We start from the raw sequence: 16,022 nt of genomic DNA, 5'->3' as shown, positions 1-16,022 counted from the left end.
CCGGGCGCGCGCCGCGACGCCGCTCGTCCTCCGATGATCACAGCCACCCCACGAGGCTGAGGCTGCCGAGCAGCGCCGGGCGCGCGCCGCTCGCCGCCTCGGTCTCGGCGAAGCGGACCACCGGATACGGGTGCGCCACGAGCGCGTGCGCCTCGACCACGACGTCGAGCCGCCGCGTGATCCCGAGCTCGACGCCGGCGCCGGCGTCCGCGGCGAACGCCCACCGCGCGCTGTGGCCGCCCCGGTACGGCCACGAGGCCTCGCCGTCGACGGCGACGTGGAGCGCCCCGAGGCCCACCGAGAACCTCGGCCGCAAGCGCAGCTCGGGCCAGGGGAGCGCCGCGAGCTCCACGAGCCCGAGCCGCTGCTGCACGGTCGCGCTGGCCTGCGGCCCGGCGACGCGCGGCGCCGTCCCGAGCCCGGCGAGCGAGAGGCGCCCCTCGAGTGGACTGCTCGGCCCGAGCGGCGCGACGCGCAGGCGCGCGACAAGGAGCAGCGCCGGGCCGATGCCCCCCGGGCTCGCGAGGAGCCCGCCCCCCAGCTCGACGCCCCACATCGATCGGCGCGACTGCTGATCGAGCGACGGCGCTGCCGGTCGAGACACGTGCGGGCTCGCCTCGCTCGCAGGCGGCGCGGCGTCACCGGGCGGCGCCGCGGAGCGCCGCGAGGACATCAGGAGCTCCAGCAGGCTCGCGCGGAGCAGCTCGACGGCGCGCACGGCGAGCACCTCGACGATGTGCTCCCGCGCCTCGCCGCGCGTGTCGATCCGCCGCACGAGCGTCCTGTTCGTCTGCGGGTCGACCACCCAGAGCTCGGCGGCCTGGCCGTCCGGCGCCAGGAACAGCCCGATCAGGGCCGCGGAGCCGGCCTGCTGCCCGGCGTCGTCCATTGTCGGCCGGGGGGCGGAGGCCGACTGCGCATCGAGCAGCTCCACGTCGAATCCATCGGCGACGAGCTCCCCGCGGATGCGGATCAGCGCCTCGGAGATCGACGGATCGGCGGCGCCGGGCCGCACGAGGACCACCCGCGCAGGCTCCGCCGACGCCGCGGGGCTCGCCGCGCAGAGGAGGAGCGTCAGGGCCCCGGCCAGCGCCTGCGCCCGCGCGAACCTCACGGCGTCCGAACGAGCGCCCGCGCTGCCTGCGCGTAGGTTCCGCCCGGGAACCGGCGCAAATACGCCCGCGCGACGGCCTCGGCCTGCGCGTCGCCGTGGAGCCGCTGCACGATCACCATCTTGCGCCCGAGCGCTTCGGAGGCGTAAGCCCCCTGCGGCGCCTCCTTGAGGTAGGTCTCGAACCAGGCGAGCGCCGCGGCGCCTCCCTCCTGGGTCTCCGCGAGGCGGCCGAGCTGGAAGGCCGCCTCCTTGCCCCGTTGCGTCGCCGGAAAGCGCCGGCGCTGGGCGAGGAGCGCCCGCCGCGCGATGTCATTCCGCCGCGTGTAGCGCGCCGCGTCCGCGAGGGCCGAGAGCTCCTCGTTGCTGCTCTCCGCGAGCGAGGCGTCGAGCCCGCGGCGCTGCGCCTCGTCGACGATGACGTCGAGCTTCCCGGCCGCGAGCTTCCCGGCCCAGTCGCGCCTCGGCTCGGCCGCGGGCGCCGCCGCCGTCGGGTCCGCGGGCGCCGCCGCGGTCGGGTCCGCGGCCGGCCCGGGGGCATCCGGAGCCGGCGCTGCGCCGGGCTCCTCGGCGCGGTCGGGCGACGGCAGGGCGGGCGCCGGCGACGCCTCCGCGCCCTTCTGGAGATCGAGATCCCGCAGGAGCACCTCTCCCGTGCGCCGCCGCAGCGTCAGCCACTGCCCGGCGCGCACCGCGATCGGCTCGCCGGCCAGCGGCCCGCTGACGACGACGGCGCCGTTCTCGAGCCGCAGATCGAGGCGCTCGTCCTCCGGCGTCCAGGAAAGCGCGAAGGCCGTCCCGGTCACGGTCACGAGGAACGGCCCCGCGTCGAACAGCCACTGCGCCTCCGACCGATGGACAACGCGCGCGTGGACCTCTCCCCGGTCGAGGGCGACCCTGGCGCCCTGCTCGTTCACCGACACGATGTGCGCGCGCGCCATCTCGGCGAGCTGAACCTCGGTGCCGTCGGAGAACCGGACCTTCGGACGGCTCGACGTGTCCGCGTGGACGGAGCCGTCCTGCTGCACGGCGCCGCCCTCCACCTCGTAGGAGAGCCGATCCGAGCCCGTTCCTCGCTGCGGCCACCCGTTGACGCCGACAGCGACAGCCGCGGCCACGGCGAGCGCGAGCGCTCCGCCCCGGAGGGGCGACAGCCGGAAGCCCGGGCGCCTCGCCGTCCGCTCCGTCACGCGGAGCAGCCCCTGGACGCGCTGCTGGGGAGACATCACGCCGAGCGACTGGCGCGCGAGCTCGATCGCGCGCGCGGCCTTCGGGCTGAGTGCCGGGTCCTTCTCGTCGTCAAGAGTCATCCCGCGCCTCCCCTCTCATGCAGTAAGCGCCGAGAGACATGTCCTTCTCGACCTCGGACGACACACGCTCCGTTGCCCGGCTGAGCCTGCGCTTCACGGTGGCCAGCGATATCCCGGTTGCCTCCGCGATCTCGGGCAGGCTCATCCCCTCCATGTGGCGGAGCACGAACGCAGTCCTGTCGTCTGCGCTCAGCGTGTCGAGGATCGCATAGAGGCGTCCCAGCGCCTCGCGCGCCTCGCTGTCCGCCGGCGCGACCGCCTGCTCCGGGAGCTCGGCAGTGTCCGCGAGCTGGAGGATGCGCCTCACGCGCCTGCGGCGGAGCTCCCACTTCAGGAGTCGAACGGTCACCGAGAACACGAAGCTCCCCAGCGCATCGGGGTCTCTCAGCCCGGACACCCTGGAGAACACGCGAACAAAGACCTCCTGCGTGACGTCCTCTGCGTCGGCGCCCGGCCCGAGCACGCGCGCGACGATCCGGAACACCTTGGGCGCGTGCGCGTTCCACACCGCGGCTGCCGCCCACGGCTCTCCTGCGATGAGCGCGCGAACCACCTCGCTATCGTCAGTACCGCCACGCTCGGACGGAGCGACGGCAAGGCTGGCTCTACGCACAACGTCATCGCTCCGAGGGCTCGTGGCTTTCGCGGGTCGATCGTGAGGAGCGAGCACAGTACCGAGCCGAGGTTCCCGGCGCAAGGCGGTCAGCGCGCACGGCCCGGGAGGAGCCCACCAGATGACCTTGAGTGAAGTCAACATCGCATCGGACGCTCCCGAGCTGGGTTGCCCGGATGCCCGGCACGGCGACCACCACGGATGTCCGCGGAGGTCGCAGAGATCTCGGTGGGCACTTCGACCCAGCCAGCCAAGCGCACGTCTGTCAGGCAGTAGCCGCACGCCCCCGAACCGGCTCACCACGAGCGCGAATGGCGCGAGGGCGGAAAATTCCCGTCGCCAAGGCGGAAACGGCGCGGGAGGAGAGGAGCGCGCGGCGCTGGCGTCAGCCGCGGCGCGCGACCTCGAGGACGCGGAAGGTCTGGTCGGCCTCGGCGCCCGGCTTGCGGCGGGTCCCCCACCCCACCGCGGCGCGGTAGCTCCCGAGGAGCCCGGACGCCGAGAGCTGCTCCTCGTCCACCGGGACGGGCCGCTCGGCCTCCGGCGCCACGTAGAGCGCGTCCACCGGGCAGTAGGCCTCGCACATGAAGCACGTCTGGCAGTCGCTCTGCCGCGCGATCACGGGCGCGCCGCCGGGCACCCGATCGAACACGTTGGTCGGGCAGACCTCGACGCAGAGATCGCACCCGATGCACCGGGCGTCGCTGACGAGCTCGATCATGGCGCGTGCGCCTCCACGGCGGCCGCGCCGATCGACGTCGGCGCGGGCGACTCGGCGCGGACCCAGACCTGGTCGAGCCCCCCGGTGATCAGGCGCCGCTGCTGCGCCGGATCGAGGCCCGGATGGTCCTTGTGCTTGTGCATCCCGCGCGTCTCGGTGCGCGCGCGCGCCGCGTTGAACATCCAGCGCGCGGTGGCGACCATGGCCGCGCCCTCCCGCGCCCGCACGGCCTCGCGCACCTCGGCCGCGGGCCGCGCCTGGCGCACGTCGCGCCAGAGCGCGTCGAGCCGGTCGAGCGAGACCGCGAGCCCGCGCTCGGTGCGGAAGAGGTTCTTGTCGTACGGAAACACCTCGTCTTGCACCGACCGGATCACGCCCTCGGCGTCGATCGGCCTCGTCCCGCCCGCCGCGGGGAGCGCCGCGCGGCCGGCGCCCTCGACCTTGCGCTGACCGGCGCGGGCGCCGACGCCGCGCGCGAACAGGGCGGCGCCCTCGCCGGCCCACTGGCCCGAGGAGATGGCCCACGCGGCGTTGTGGCTGCCGCCGCCCGTGAAGCCGCCGCAGATGAGCTCCCGCGTGGCGGCGTCGCCGGCGGCGTAGAGCCCCGGCGCCGAGGTCGCGCAGGCCTGGCTGGTGATGCGGATCCCGCCGGTGCCGCGCACGGTGCCCTCGAGCCGCATCGTGACGGGGAAGCGCTGCCGGAAGGGGTCGATCCCGGCGCGGTCGAACGGCAGGAAGAAGTTCGGCTGGGCCTTGCGCATCCACGCCTGGAGCGCCTCGTCGGCCTTGTCGAGCTGGGCGTGGACAGGCTGCGTGAGCAGCGTCTCCGCGATCACCGACCGCCCGCGCTGCGAGCCGGCCCCCTCGATGACGCGCCCGTCCTCGTAGTAGAACGTCGCCCAGTTGTAGAAGAGGGTCTTCGTGACCGACGCGAACGCCGGGGCGATCGCGTACGCGTTGGAGAACTCCATGCCTGACATCTCGGCGCCCACCTCGGCGGCCATCAGGCCGCCGTCGCCGGTGAGCACGTTCGTGCCGAGGGCCTTGCTCAGGAAGGCGCACCCGCCGGTCGCGATGACGACGGCCCCGGCCTTCACCGTCCACCGATGCCCGAGCTGCCGGCAGACGCCGGCGGCGCCGGCGACAGCGCCGTCCGCGTCGACCAGGAGCTCGAGCGCGGGGCTGTGGTCGAGGATGCGGACGCCCGCGAGCTTCACGCGCTTGCGCATGAGGCGCATGTACTCGGGCCCCTGCAGGCTGCGGCGCACGGGCTGGCCGCCGTCGTCTGTCGGAAAGGGGTAACCCCAGGTCCCGAGGTCGTTCACGCTGGACCACGTCCGATCGAGCACGCGGTCCATCCAGCCCCGGTCCGCGAGGAAGCCGCCCAGGCCCTCGCGGCTGGCCTTGGCTGCCTCGCGCAGCTCGGGGACCGGCGGCACGTACCACACGCCGACCCCGGACGGCGCGGTGGCGCCGCTGCTGCCGCAATACCCCTTGTCCGCGAGCACCACCCGGGCGCCCTTCGCCGCTGCGGCGAGCGCCGCCCAGGTCCCGGCAGGCCCGCCGCCGATGACCAGCACGTCGGCCTCCAGCGCCAGCGTGTCGCTCCCGTCGAGGACGCGTCCACCCTCTCCCGCGTTTGATTCAGGCTCCAGTAGCTCGCTCATGATCGGCGACTCCCTTGCTCAGGCCGACTTTCACGGAATGCAGCCGATATGCCATCACGCGCTCACTGCCCCTCTCCGGCCGGCGACGTCCTTCGTTGCTGGCGAGGCACCAGGGCCTGCTGCTCGGGTGTTGCTCCGCGCGCACTCTGTCGCTCGCTCGCGCGCGTGGTGGCGAGCGGGGCTCCGCCGCGTCAGCGGAGCGCGAAGCCCATCGAGGCGAGCGCCGCCCGCAGGCGGTCGCGCCCGCGCAGCACGGCCATGACGAACATCTCGAGATATGTCAATCAGGCTCATCCACCAAAACGGACAGATGTTCCGCCAAAACGGACACGTCAACAGCGCGCACAGACGGAGCTCCGGGTGTGGCGAAAAGGAGGAAGCGTCGACGCGCTCGCCGCCGCGCTTTCCGCGCGAATTGCGCTCATTTCCGCGGCGTGCTCGCGATGAGCGCGGTCGATCGCCGTCCGTGGCCCGGTCCTGGCATTGCGCCAGTTTCATGAAATCTTCCGTTGTAGCCATCGCCGGGTTTGGCCTCGCCGTGCTCACGACGGGGTGTGGCAAGGAGGAGCGAGCGCTCGCGGAGGAGCGCCCGGTGCAGCCGGCGGTGGTCGAGGTCGACCAGCGCGCCGTCGATCCGCCGCTGGTGGCGACCGAGATGCCTGTGCCCGGCGACCATCCGGCGTTCGTCGTCACCGGGCCGGGCGGCGCGTGTCCGCGGATGATCTTCCTGCACGGCATGTGCGGGCACGGGCTGGGCTATGTGCAGGCCATCCAGGGTGCGGCGCGGGAGCACGGCGGGGTGCTCGGGCTGCAGGGCAACGTGCCCTGCGGCGGGGACGGCGTGTTCAGCAAGTACTCGCCGAACCCCGAGGAGCAGGACGGCCGGATCCGGGCCGCGCTCGCGGCGTGCGGCGGCGAGGCGGAGGACCTCGTGGTCATCGGCTACTCGCAGGGGGCCTACATCGCGGAGCGGCTCGCGGAGCGCTGGCCGGACCGGTACTCGCGGCTCGTGCTGCTCGGCGCGCCCACGACGCCCTCGGCGGCGCGGCTCCGGGGCATCCGGGGGGCGGTGATGATCAGCGGCGAGTTCGACGCGAAGTACCGCATGAAGGAGGGCGCCGGCGGCCTCATGGCGGCGAAGATCCCGGCGGTCTACCGGGAGATGCCCGGCGCGCAGCACGGAGCGATGCCGGACGCGGAGCGGGTGATGGACGAGGCGCTCGACTGGCTCGACGCGAATGCGCTGCCCCGCCGCTGACCGGCGGCGCGCGCGTGAGCTCGGGCTCGAGCGCCTGCGTCGGTCCGCGCGTGCGCTCCGGCGCGCGCGCTCGAGCTGCCCTCGGCTTCGGGCGCGGGCGCGTGTGCTATGGATCCCGCGCCGATGATCGAGCGCGCATCTTCCGGGGTGTCGTGTGAGGATGGCGACGCGCCGGAGCCCGCGGACGCCGCGCCGCAGGGCGACGCCGGGAGCGCCGCGCTGACCCCGGGCGACGCGCTCGGCGACCTCAACCAGGCGTTCCTCGACGCCTACGCCGCGCGCCGGGAGGCCGTCCTCGCCACCATCGAGCCGATCATCGCCCAGATCGACGACAGCCTCATCCTGCGGCGCGGCGGCCAGCGGTTCGAGGGGCCCGCGCGCACCCGGCGCTACCACGAGCTCAAGGCGATCGCGCACGTCCCCCTGGCGGTCCACGCGCTCCTCTCGGGCCGGCGGTGGGCGCTCGACGGCGGCGCGCTCGACGGCGGCGGGCGCCGCCGGATGGCCGAGCTCCGGCAGCGCATCGCCGCGGCCGCGGGCGACCTCGACCGCCGCGGCTTCACCCCGGAGCAGCTCGAGCGGCAGCGCCGGATCCTCGACGCGTCGGCCGCGCTCCTCGACGAGGCGAGCGCGACCGGCGGCGTCGCGCCCGAGGCGCTGACCACCTTCGCCCGCGCGCAGACCGAGGACGTCCTGCGCAACGCCGAGGACGCGGCGCGCGACCAGATCGAGACGATGCACGCCACGGTCGAGGGCTGGCGGCGGCAGATGACCCCCGAGGAGCGCGACGGGCTGCGGGCGGTGGTCGCCGTCTCGCACATGGCCCGGCCCGGGAACGTGGCCGCGCAGTACTTCTCGGTGACCCTGGGAGAGGCGTGGCAGGGTCGCTTCGATCAGGAGGACCTGAGGCCGGGCAAGCGCGTGCTCACCGCCGAGGCGACGTTCGACGAGGCGCAGGCGTTCGCGCTGCTCGCGACGCACGCGCTCGACGCGGGGGTGGCCACGCGGTTCTTCGACGAGGAGACCCGGCTCTCGCGCGACATCCTGGCCGACGCGGCGGAGCGGATCCTCGCCGGGATGTTCCGCAAGGCGCCGGAGCCGCCGGCGCAGGCCGTGGAGACCCCGATCGCCGATCGGCTTGAAACACCCAGGAATGAAGAGATGTGAACCACAGAGGCACAGAGGACGCAGAGGAACAACAAAGAAAACTCTGTGCCCTCCGTGCCCCGGTGGCTCGTTCTCTCGGGGTTTCAGCCTGTTCGATGGGGGTCGACGCGCTGGATCGCGATCGACGTCACCTCCTCACGCCGTCTGCGGAGATGCCTGGGGCGGCTGTGCGCCCGGTGATGGCGCGGCCGTCGGTCGCGCGGCCGGCGGCTGTGCCGCCGTGGGCTGCGCGGCCGTGGGCTGCGCGGCCGTGGGCTGCGCGACCGGCGGTCGCGCGACGGCGACAGCGCCCCTCGCGGCCCGGGCTCGCCCCTCGACGATGGACGCCGCCCGCGTCTCGAACAGCGCGCGCAGCGCCGCGTAGCGCTCGGCCAGCTCGGGTGCGTGCTCGAGCGCGTTGGCGAGCTGCTTGTTCTCCGCCTCCAGGAACACGAGGGCGTCGCTCAGCGCGATCTGCTCCATCTCGCGGGCATACAGCGCGAGGGCCTGCACCGCGGCCGACAGCCGCCCGACCCGCTCCAGCCGCTCGACGAGCGCCGGCGCGCGCTGCGGGTCGGGCGCGTACTTCCCGAGGTCCGCCGCCAGATCCAGCCCGGCGGCCTCGCGCAGCGCGGCGAGCACCTCGGCGCGCAGCTCGGAAGACACCTTGCGCAGGCGGCGGTTGCGCGTGTCCGGATCCGTCGGCCGGAAGCCGGCCGGCGGCCTTGGCAAGCTCGCCGGATCGAGGATGGGCAGCGCGCGGTTCTTCGCGATGGTGTCGTCGAAATCGGCCTCCGGCGCGCGGCCGGCGCCGAGCGTGGGCTCGGCGCCGGCGGGTGTCACGGGGCTCGGGGTGTTCTTCGTGCTCTTCTTTCGCGACGGCATGGGCTCCTCCTGGGGGGCGCGCGCCACGGCGGGTCATCCCGGCTCGCGCGGCGCGCAGGTCTGCGCAGGGCGTATTCAAGGAAGATGCCCGCGGCCGAACGTCCGGTCAGACGCGGCCCGGCGATCCGCGCGGAGGGGTGAGTACGCAATGGATTGCCGCAAGCCGCAGCATGATTGCGTAGAGATGTGCGGACGGGCCGGATCACCCCCGGCCGGGGTTCGACCATCCCAACATCCATGGTCGATCATCCCCTGTCCGTGGATTGACCCTCCAGCCATCCATGGTCGTTCATCCCGTGTCCGTGGATTGACCGTCCTCGGCCGGGGGCCGTTCGTCCCGCCGCCGAGGACCGACGATCCTCGGCCGATGACGGACCGTCACCCTCCGGCCAGGGGACCGTCACGCGGCCGAAGATCCTCGGCGTGCACCTCCGTGAGCGCCGTCGGATCGCTGCTCTGCTGCGCCAGGGCCGCCGGTGCCTCCCCGGAGGCTCGTCACGTCTCGACCCGGCCCGCCGCCGGCGGTCAACCCGGCAGCGCGCCGCCGCCGACCACGCTCCGGCACCGCTCGACGTCTTCCCAGAACGTCGGATACGTCTTCGCCACGCAGGCGGGGTTCTCGATCGTCACCCCGGGCCGGCACAGCCCCAGGATCGCGAAGCTCATCGCCATGCGGTGGTCGCTGTAGCTGTGCACCACCGCGGGCGTCAGCGGGCGCGGCTCGATGCGCAGCCAGTCGTCGCCGTGGGTCACCTCCTGCCCGAGACGGCGGAGCTCCGCGACCGTCGCCGCGAGCCGATCCGTCTCCTTGATCCGGATGTTCGCCACGTTCCGGATCGTCGTCGGCCCTTCGAGGAGCGGCGCGATCGCCGCCAGCGTCATCACGGTGTCCGAGATGTGGTGCATGTCGACATCGACGCCGCGCAGGCGGCCGCCGCCGCTGACCGTGGTGGTGTCCGCCTGCCGGGTCACGCGCGCGCCGGCCTGCTCCAGGAGCTCGACGAACCGGTAGTCACCTTGCAGCGCGCCCTCGCCGAGCCCGGGCACGGTGATCGCGCCGCCCGCGGCCGCGGCGAGCGCGAACGGGTAGCTCGCGGACGACGCGTCGGGCTCGATCGCGTACCTCCGCGGCCGGTACCCCTGCGCCGGATGGACCGCGAACCCGCCCGCGGCCTCGTCGATGCGGCCGCCGAAGTCCGCGACCATGCGGCGGGTGATCTCGACGTAGGGGCGGCTCACCAGCTCGCCGGCGATGCGCAGATCGATGGCGGACTCGGCGAAGGGGCCGGCCATCATCACCGCCGAGAAGTACTGGCTGGAGCGATCGCCGCGCATCGTCAGGGTGCCGCCCTTCAGCCGGCCGCCCCGGATGCGGAGCGGCGGGCACCCTGTCGGGCACTCCACGTCCGCCCCGAGCTGCCTCAGCCCGTCGACCAGGTCGGCGATCGGCCGCTTGGCCATGTGCTCGTCGCCGACCAGCACCACCTCGCCGGGCACGAGGCACGCGAGCGCTGCCAGGAAGCGCACCGTGGTGCCGCTGTTCCCGATGAACAGCTCGCGCCCCGGCGCGCGCAGCCGGTGCCGCCCGCCCTCCACGACCAGCGTGCTCGGGCCGGCGTCCTGGATCCGGATCCCCAGCGCCTCCAGGGCAGACCGCATGTGCCGCGTGTCGTCGCTGTGCAGCACCCCCTCGAGCGTGCTCTCGCCGTCGGCGAGCGCCGCCAGGACCAGCGCGCGGTTCGTGATGCTCTTCGAGCCGGGGACACGCCAGGTCAGCTGTGGGGGCGAGGAGAACGGGACGATGGGCAAGGGACCGGCGGGGATCATGGGGCGCCAGACTAGATCCTGACGCCCGAGCCCGCCACTTCGGTCACACGGCCGGGACGCCCGATCGAGCCCCTCGTCCCCTGCGCCGATCGAGGCTACGCCCCCCGCGCCTCATCATGTAATGGAGTGTCATGGACTCCGCAGCGGCAGGGTGCGAGCACCTCGCCTGCGCGCGTCGCTCTCGTCGCGCTCCTGCGGATCTCGTCGATTCCTTGATGAAGCTCGCCCGCTTCAGCCACACACCGCACCGGCGAGGCTCCCCTGCCTCAGCTACGCGCCGGCCCCCTTGACCGAGGCCCCTCTTGTCCTCTCGCCCGACCCATCGCGAACACCACCGCGGCCCCCGCTGCCGTCTCCTCCTCGCGGCCGCGACCCTGGGGCTCGTGCTCGCCGCCGCCCCCTGCGCGCTCGCCGCGCCGCAGGAGACGCCCCGGCCCGCCGACGACGCGCCCCGGCCCGCCGACGACGCGCCCCGGCCCGCCGACGACGTGCCCCAGCCCGACGACGCGCCCCAGCCCACCGGGCCCACGGCGCGGGACAGGGCCGCCGAGCACTACAGGAGGGGCCTCGCCTTCTACGACCGGCGCGACTGGTCCAGGGCCCTCGCCGAGTACCTCGCCGCGCAGCAGCTCTACACGAACTGGACCGCGACGAGCGCCGCCGCGCTCTGCCTGACGCACCTCGGGCGCCACGACGAGGCGCTGGAGATGTTCGAGGCGCTGCTGCGCGACTTCGGCGACCGGCTGCCCGCCGCGGCGCAGGCGGCGGCGCAGCGCCAGCTCGACGACCTGCGCCGGATGGTCGGCATCCTCGAGGTCGACGCCGCCGAGCCGGGCGCGTCGATCGTGGTCGACGGGCGGCGCCGCGGCGAGGCGCCGCTCCCGGCGCCGCTCCGCATCACCTCGGGCAGCCACTGGGTGCGCGTGTTCAAGGAGGGCTTCGAGCCGTTCGAGCAGCGCGTGGAGGTCGCGGGCGACCGGCTCGTGCGCGTCCATGCGCGGCTCCGGCCGCTCTCGCGCATGGGGCGCCTGCGGGTCGTCGAGCAGAAGGGCCGCCCGCTGGATGTGCTGGTGGACGGCAACATCATGGCCAAGGCCCCCTGGGAAGGGCTGCTCACGCCCGGCGAGCACACGGTCGCGCTGCGCGGCGAGCGGCGCCTCGGCACGCCGCCTGTGCGCGTCGAGGTCGAGGTCGACAGGACCGTGCCGCTGACGCTCTCGGCGGAGGAGCTCGCCTCGGCGCTGCGGATCGAGCCGGTGCCGGTCAACGCCAGCGTGGCTATCGACGGCGTGCTCGTGGGCCGGGGCCTGTGGGAAGGGCGGCTGCGCGCGGGCGCGCATCAGGTGGAGATCGCGGCGCCCGGGTTCGTGCCGGAGTCGCGCCGGGTGGTCCTCGGGCGCGACCAGATCGAGGTCGCGCGCGTGAGGCTGGAGCGCGACCCGAGCTCGCCCTTCTGGCGCAGGCCCTCGCGCCCGTCGCGCCTCGTCGTCGAGGCCGTCACCAGCGTCGTGCTCGTCCCCGGCTTCGGCGGCGGCGTCGCGGGCACGTGCATCCGGAGCTGCGAGGAGTCGCTCGGCACGGGCGGCGCCGCCGTGCTCCAGGTCGGCTACGAGCTCGGCATGGGCCTCGGGTTCGGCGTCACGGCCGGCCACCTGGCGGCGTCGCAGCGCCTCGAAGGCCGCGCGACGACGGTGACGCCGGTCGGCCTCGACGACAACCCGGGGACCGTCGACGATCGGCTGTCGCTGCGCGGCGCGCTCCTCGGCGGGTGGGTCGGCTTCACGCTGCCGCTCTCCGACCGCGTTCCACTGCATTTCCGGCTCGGCGGCGGGGCCCTCATCGGCTCGCTCCTCGACGAGCGGACGAACGGCGCGTTCATGGCGAGCAGCGACGCGCCGTACGAGCTCGGTCCCTACGTCCAGAAGCACCCGGCGCTCTTCTTCTACGCGACCCCCGAGGTGCGGCTCGGATGGTCGCTCGGCCGGCGCGTCCAGGTGACCGCCAGCGTGGCCCTGCCCCTGCTCGTCGATCGGCGGCAGGCGCAGTGGGACCCGGGCCAGGTCGTGCCGGCGGGGACCGACGGCCGCGGGCAGTTCCCGGCAGAGCGGCTCACCGGCCCCGTGGTCCTGACGATCGCGCCCGGGATCGGCGCTCGTTACGAGTTTTACTGAGCTGCTTGGAGAGAGGTCGAGATGCTCGCGGAAGGTTCGATGCGCCGTGCCGGCTCGTGGACGCTGGCGGTCTTCTGGGCTGCCACGCTGGCCCTGCTGCTCGGCTGCAGCGAGGTCGGAGGTCCGATGGACGCGCGCGCGCTGCGCCGGCAGTTCCCGGAGCAGGCGGACGCCGTCCTTCAAGGCCCGTTCGCCTTCACCGCGGCAGGAGACGGGTTCGAGGCGCTGCGGCCGCCCAACGCGCAGACCGACGGGCACGCCGACGTGCACGGCGAGGCCGGTCTGCGCCCGAGCTTCCCGCAGCAGGGCGACGGCGCCGTTCGCTTCCCGCTGCCCGACGGCGCCGAGGCCCTCGTCCGGGAGCTCGGCGCCGCGGGCGAGGCCGCGGTCGCGGACAACGCGGTGGCCTATGCGCGGAGGGGCGGAGCGTCGTTCTGGACCGCCCTGGAGGACGGCTACGAGGAGTGGCTGCTGCTCGAGCCGAGCGCGGTGCGGCGCGACGCGCCCGTCGCCACCTGGCAGGTCGACGGGGCCGCGCTGCGCCAGGACGGCGCGGCCGTGGAGCTGGCGGACGCGCGCGGAACACCGCAGCTCCGCGTCACGGCGCCCGAGGCGTACGCGGCCGGAGGAAGGCCGGTCGACGCGCGCCTCGTCGCCCGGGGGAGGCAGATCGAGCTGTGGGTGGATGCCGAGGGCGAGACCGTGCTCGTGGATCCGCGGTGGAGGCCCGTCAGAGAGATGAACTCCCCCCGCTACCGACATACGGCGACGCCGCTGCCGGACGGGCGGGTCCTCGTCGTCGGCGGCTATCATCGCTGGAACGCGCACGACAGCGCTGAGCTGTTCGACCCGGCCTCGGGCGAATGGTCGGTCCAGGGGTCGATGAGCGCCGCCCGCGCCGATCACACGGCCACGCTGCTGCCGGACGGGCGGGTCCTCGTCATCGGCGGCGATACCGGCGGCACCGAGGGCGATACCGCCGCCCCGGATCTCGCAGGAGCGCTCGACAGCATCGAGGTGTTCGACCCGGGCTCCGGCCAAGCAAGCGGGTGGTCCACCGGAGATCCCATGAAGGCTGCCCGCGCCGATCACACGGCCACGCTGCTGTCGGATGGACGGATTTTCGTCGCCGGCGGCTACGGCCCTGAAGGAGCGCTCGACAGCGCCGAGCTGTTCGACCCGAGCTCCGGCAGGTGGTCCACGCTGCAGCCCATGCGCGCCGCCCGCACCGCGCACACGGCGACGCTGCTGTCGGACGGGCGGGTCCTCGTCGCCGGCGGCGAAGGTGGCGACGGCGTGCTCGACAGCGCCGAGCTGTTCGACCCGCGCTCGGGCAGGTGGTCCACGCTGCAGCCCATGCGCGCCGCCCGCACCGCTCACACGGCGACGCTGCTGGAGGACGGGCGGGTGCTCGTCGTCGGCGGCGCCGATCCAGACAGCGCGCCCAACGACGCCGAGCTGTTCGACCCGGGCACGGGGACATGGCTCACGGTCAGGCGCATGGCCGCCGCCCGCACCGCGCACACGGCGACGCTGCTGCCGGACGGGCGGGTCCTCATCACCGGCGGCGACGGGCCTGAAGGATCGCTCGACGGCGTCGAGGTGTTCGACCCGGGCTCCGGCAGGTGGCTATCGCTCCAGTCCATGCAGAGGTCCCGGGCCGAGCACACAGCGGCGCTGCTGCCGGATGGGCGGGTGCTCGTCGCCGGCGGCTCCGTGCATGGAACGATCGACGACGCCGAGCTGCTCGACCCGGACGTGGGCATGTGGCGGTCGGTCGCCCCGCTGCACATCGCTCGGGAGGAGCACACAGCGACGCTGCTGCAGGACGGCCGGGTGCTCGTCGCCGCCGGAACGGTCGGCTCCGGCGGCCCACACCCCGGAGCGCGCGTCGACGTCACCGAGGTGTTCGACCCGGACTCCGGCACCTGGCACGTCGTCGGCCCGATCGGCCAGGTCCGGACTGAGCACACGGCAACGTTGCTGCAGGACGGACGGGTGCTCCTCGCCGGCGGTTCCGAGGAGATCGATGACCAACCGGGCAAGCTGCGATCGCTGACTCACGCCGAGCTGTTCGACCCGGGCTCCGGCACCTGGCAGCCGGCCAGCCCCATGAACATCGCCCGGTACTCGCACACAGCGACGCTGCTGCAGGATGGACGGGTGCTCGTCGCCGGCGGCCGCAATCAACAGGGAACCGAACTTCCGGACAGCGCCGAGCTGTACGATCCCGCTTCAGACAGGTGGATGCTCGTCGAGCCCATGCTCGCTCCGCGACAGGCGCACACGGCGACGCTGCTGCTGAACGGGCAGGTGCTCGTCGCGGGCGGCTATAGCCCTGATGGAGTGCTCGACGGCGCCGAGGTGTTCGATCCGGGTTCTGGCGGGTGGCTGCCGCTCGGGGCCATGATCTCAGCGCGTTCGGTGCACACCGCGACGCTGCTGCCGGACGGACGGGTGCTCGTCGCCGGCGGCTTCGACGCCGCGGGCGATCTCGACAGCGCCGAGGTGTTCATCCCGGACTCCGGCAGGTGGCTGCCCCTCGGGACCATGCACACCGCCCGCATCGATCACACAGCGACGCTGCTGCCGGACGGGCGGGTGCTCGTCCTGGGCGGCGCCAACGTACAGGCCTTCACCCTGCAGCCGCACACCGTCGAGGCGTTCGATCCATCATCCGGAGCGTGGTTCCGCCTCGAGCCCCTGCCCCTGGCCCGGTACTTCCACAGCACCACGCTGCTGAAGGATGGCGGGGTCCTCGTGGCCGGCGGCGGCGATGAAGGAGCGCTCGACAGCGTCGTCCTCTTCCGCCCGATGTCGGACGGCAGCCCCTGCGCTGCGGACGTCGAGTGCAGCAGCGGCCACTGCACCGACGGCGTCTGCTGCGAGCGGGCCTGCGACGTCTATCTCTGCGAAGCGTGCTCGGCGCTCCGGGGCGCCTCCGCCGACGGCGTCTGCACGTCGCTGCACCCCGACTACGTGCCCTTCGCCTGCTCGCCGCAGACCGGGGAGCGAATGGAGCCCTGCGCGTCGGTCCACCACTGCGCTGACGGCTTCGTCTGCGATGAAGGCGGAGAGTGCGTCCCGCCGCCGCAGAGCGGCGGGTTCCTCGCCAAGGGCGGCTGCCGCCTCGCCATCGCGACGGCCGCGGAGCCGGCGGGGCGCGCGCCCGCGGAGCTCGGCCTGCTGACGCTCGCCGCCGCCTCGGCGGCGCTGCGCCGGCGCCGCAGGTGACGGCCTCGGCGGCGCCAGCACGCGGTCGCGCTGCGCGGCGAGGGACACCTCGGCACGCCGTCGGCGCCGTCGCCGGCGC

At 74.1% G+C, this 16,022-nt stretch carries 11 protein-coding genes; 4 read left to right on the top strand and 7 right to left on the bottom strand.

Annotated elements, in window-relative coordinates; genetic code table 11:
• Window positions 1-37: 37 nt before the first annotated feature.
• The 5 genes from WME96_RS15290 to WME96_RS15270 all read right to left on the bottom strand — a co-directional run bounded on the left by WME96_RS15290 (window position 38) and on the right by WME96_RS15270 (window position 5,422).
• Entirely contained in the window at window positions 38-1,114 is a 1,077-nt protein-coding gene (locus WME96_RS15290; protein ID WP_437290840.1) for a hypothetical protein, read from the bottom strand.
• A complete protein-coding gene (locus WME96_RS15285; protein WP_437290839.1) occupies window positions 1,111-2,421 on the bottom strand; it encodes a FecR domain-containing protein in 1,311 nt (436 codons plus the stop codon). Before WME96_RS15285 ends, WME96_RS15290 begins: the two co-directional genes overlap by 4 nt.
• The gene (locus WME96_RS15280; RefSeq protein ID WP_061620548.1) at window positions 2,411-2,974 is read right to left on the bottom strand and encodes an RNA polymerase sigma factor; all 564 of its coding nucleotides are present in this window, start codon (window positions 2,972-2,974) and stop codon (window positions 2,411-2,413) included. The genes WME96_RS15285 and WME96_RS15280 overlap by 11 nt, the downstream gene beginning before the upstream one ends.
• Window positions 2,975-3,419: 445 nt before the next feature.
• Window positions 3,420-3,755 carry a 4Fe-4S binding protein gene (locus WME96_RS15275; RefSeq protein WP_433936185.1) on the bottom strand — a complete coding sequence of 112 codons (336 nt, stop codon included), beginning with the start codon at window positions 3,753-3,755 and terminating at the stop codon, window positions 3,420-3,422.
• On the bottom strand, window positions 3,752-5,422 hold the full coding sequence (locus WME96_RS15270) for an FAD-dependent oxidoreductase (protein ID WP_437290838.1): 1,671 nt from the start codon (window positions 5,420-5,422) through the stop codon (window positions 3,752-3,754). Before WME96_RS15270 ends, WME96_RS15275 begins: the two co-directional genes overlap by 4 nt.
• A 496-nt stretch (window positions 5,423-5,918) precedes the next feature.
• Between WME96_RS15270 and WME96_RS15265 the strand changes: the two genes are divergently transcribed.
• Both WME96_RS15265 and WME96_RS15260 read left to right on the top strand, forming a co-directional pair.
• Window positions 5,919-6,680 (top strand): alpha/beta hydrolase, encoded by a 762-nt coding sequence (locus WME96_RS15265; RefSeq protein WP_437290837.1) that lies wholly within the window; start codon window positions 5,919-5,921, stop codon window positions 6,678-6,680.
• Between the two features lie 123 nt (window positions 6,681-6,803).
• The gene (locus tag WME96_RS15260) at window positions 6,804-7,847 is read left to right on the top strand and encodes a hypothetical protein (protein WP_437290836.1); all 1,044 of its coding nucleotides are present in this window, start codon (window positions 6,804-6,806) and stop codon (window positions 7,845-7,847) included.
• Window positions 7,848-7,982: 135 nt separating this feature from the next.
• On the opposite strand, the gene WME96_RS15255 is transcribed toward WME96_RS15260, so the two are convergent.
• A complete protein-coding gene (locus WME96_RS15255) occupies window positions 7,983-8,711 on the bottom strand; it encodes a hypothetical protein (protein ID WP_437290835.1) in 729 nt (242 codons plus the stop codon).
• Between the two features lie 525 nt (window positions 8,712-9,236).
• Window positions 9,237-10,538, bottom strand: coding sequence for a 3-phosphoshikimate 1-carboxyvinyltransferase (aroA, locus tag WME96_RS15250; protein ID WP_437290834.1), 1,302 nt, complete (start codon window positions 10,536-10,538; stop codon window positions 9,237-9,239).
• Window positions 10,539-10,840: 302 nt separating this feature from the next.
• Between aroA and WME96_RS15245 the strand changes: the two genes are divergently transcribed.
• Window positions 10,841-12,709, top strand: a complete 1,869-nt coding sequence (locus WME96_RS15245) for a PEGA domain-containing protein (protein WP_437290833.1) — start codon at window positions 10,841-10,843, stop codon at window positions 12,707-12,709.
• 21 nt (window positions 12,710-12,730) lie between these two features.
• On the top strand, window positions 12,731-15,943 hold the full coding sequence (locus WME96_RS15240) for a kelch repeat-containing protein (protein ID WP_437290832.1): 3,213 nt from the start codon (window positions 12,731-12,733) through the stop codon (window positions 15,941-15,943).
• Window positions 15,944-16,022: the final 79 nt, after the last annotated feature.

Source organism: Sorangium sp. So ce406 (assembly GCF_051474675.1).
GTDB lineage: Bacteria > Myxococcota_A > Polyangia > Polyangiales > Polyangiaceae > Sorangium > Sorangium cellulosum_G.
The sequence above is the reverse complement of the archived record's forward strand: the minus strand, read 5'-3'. Positions and strand labels throughout refer to the sequence as shown.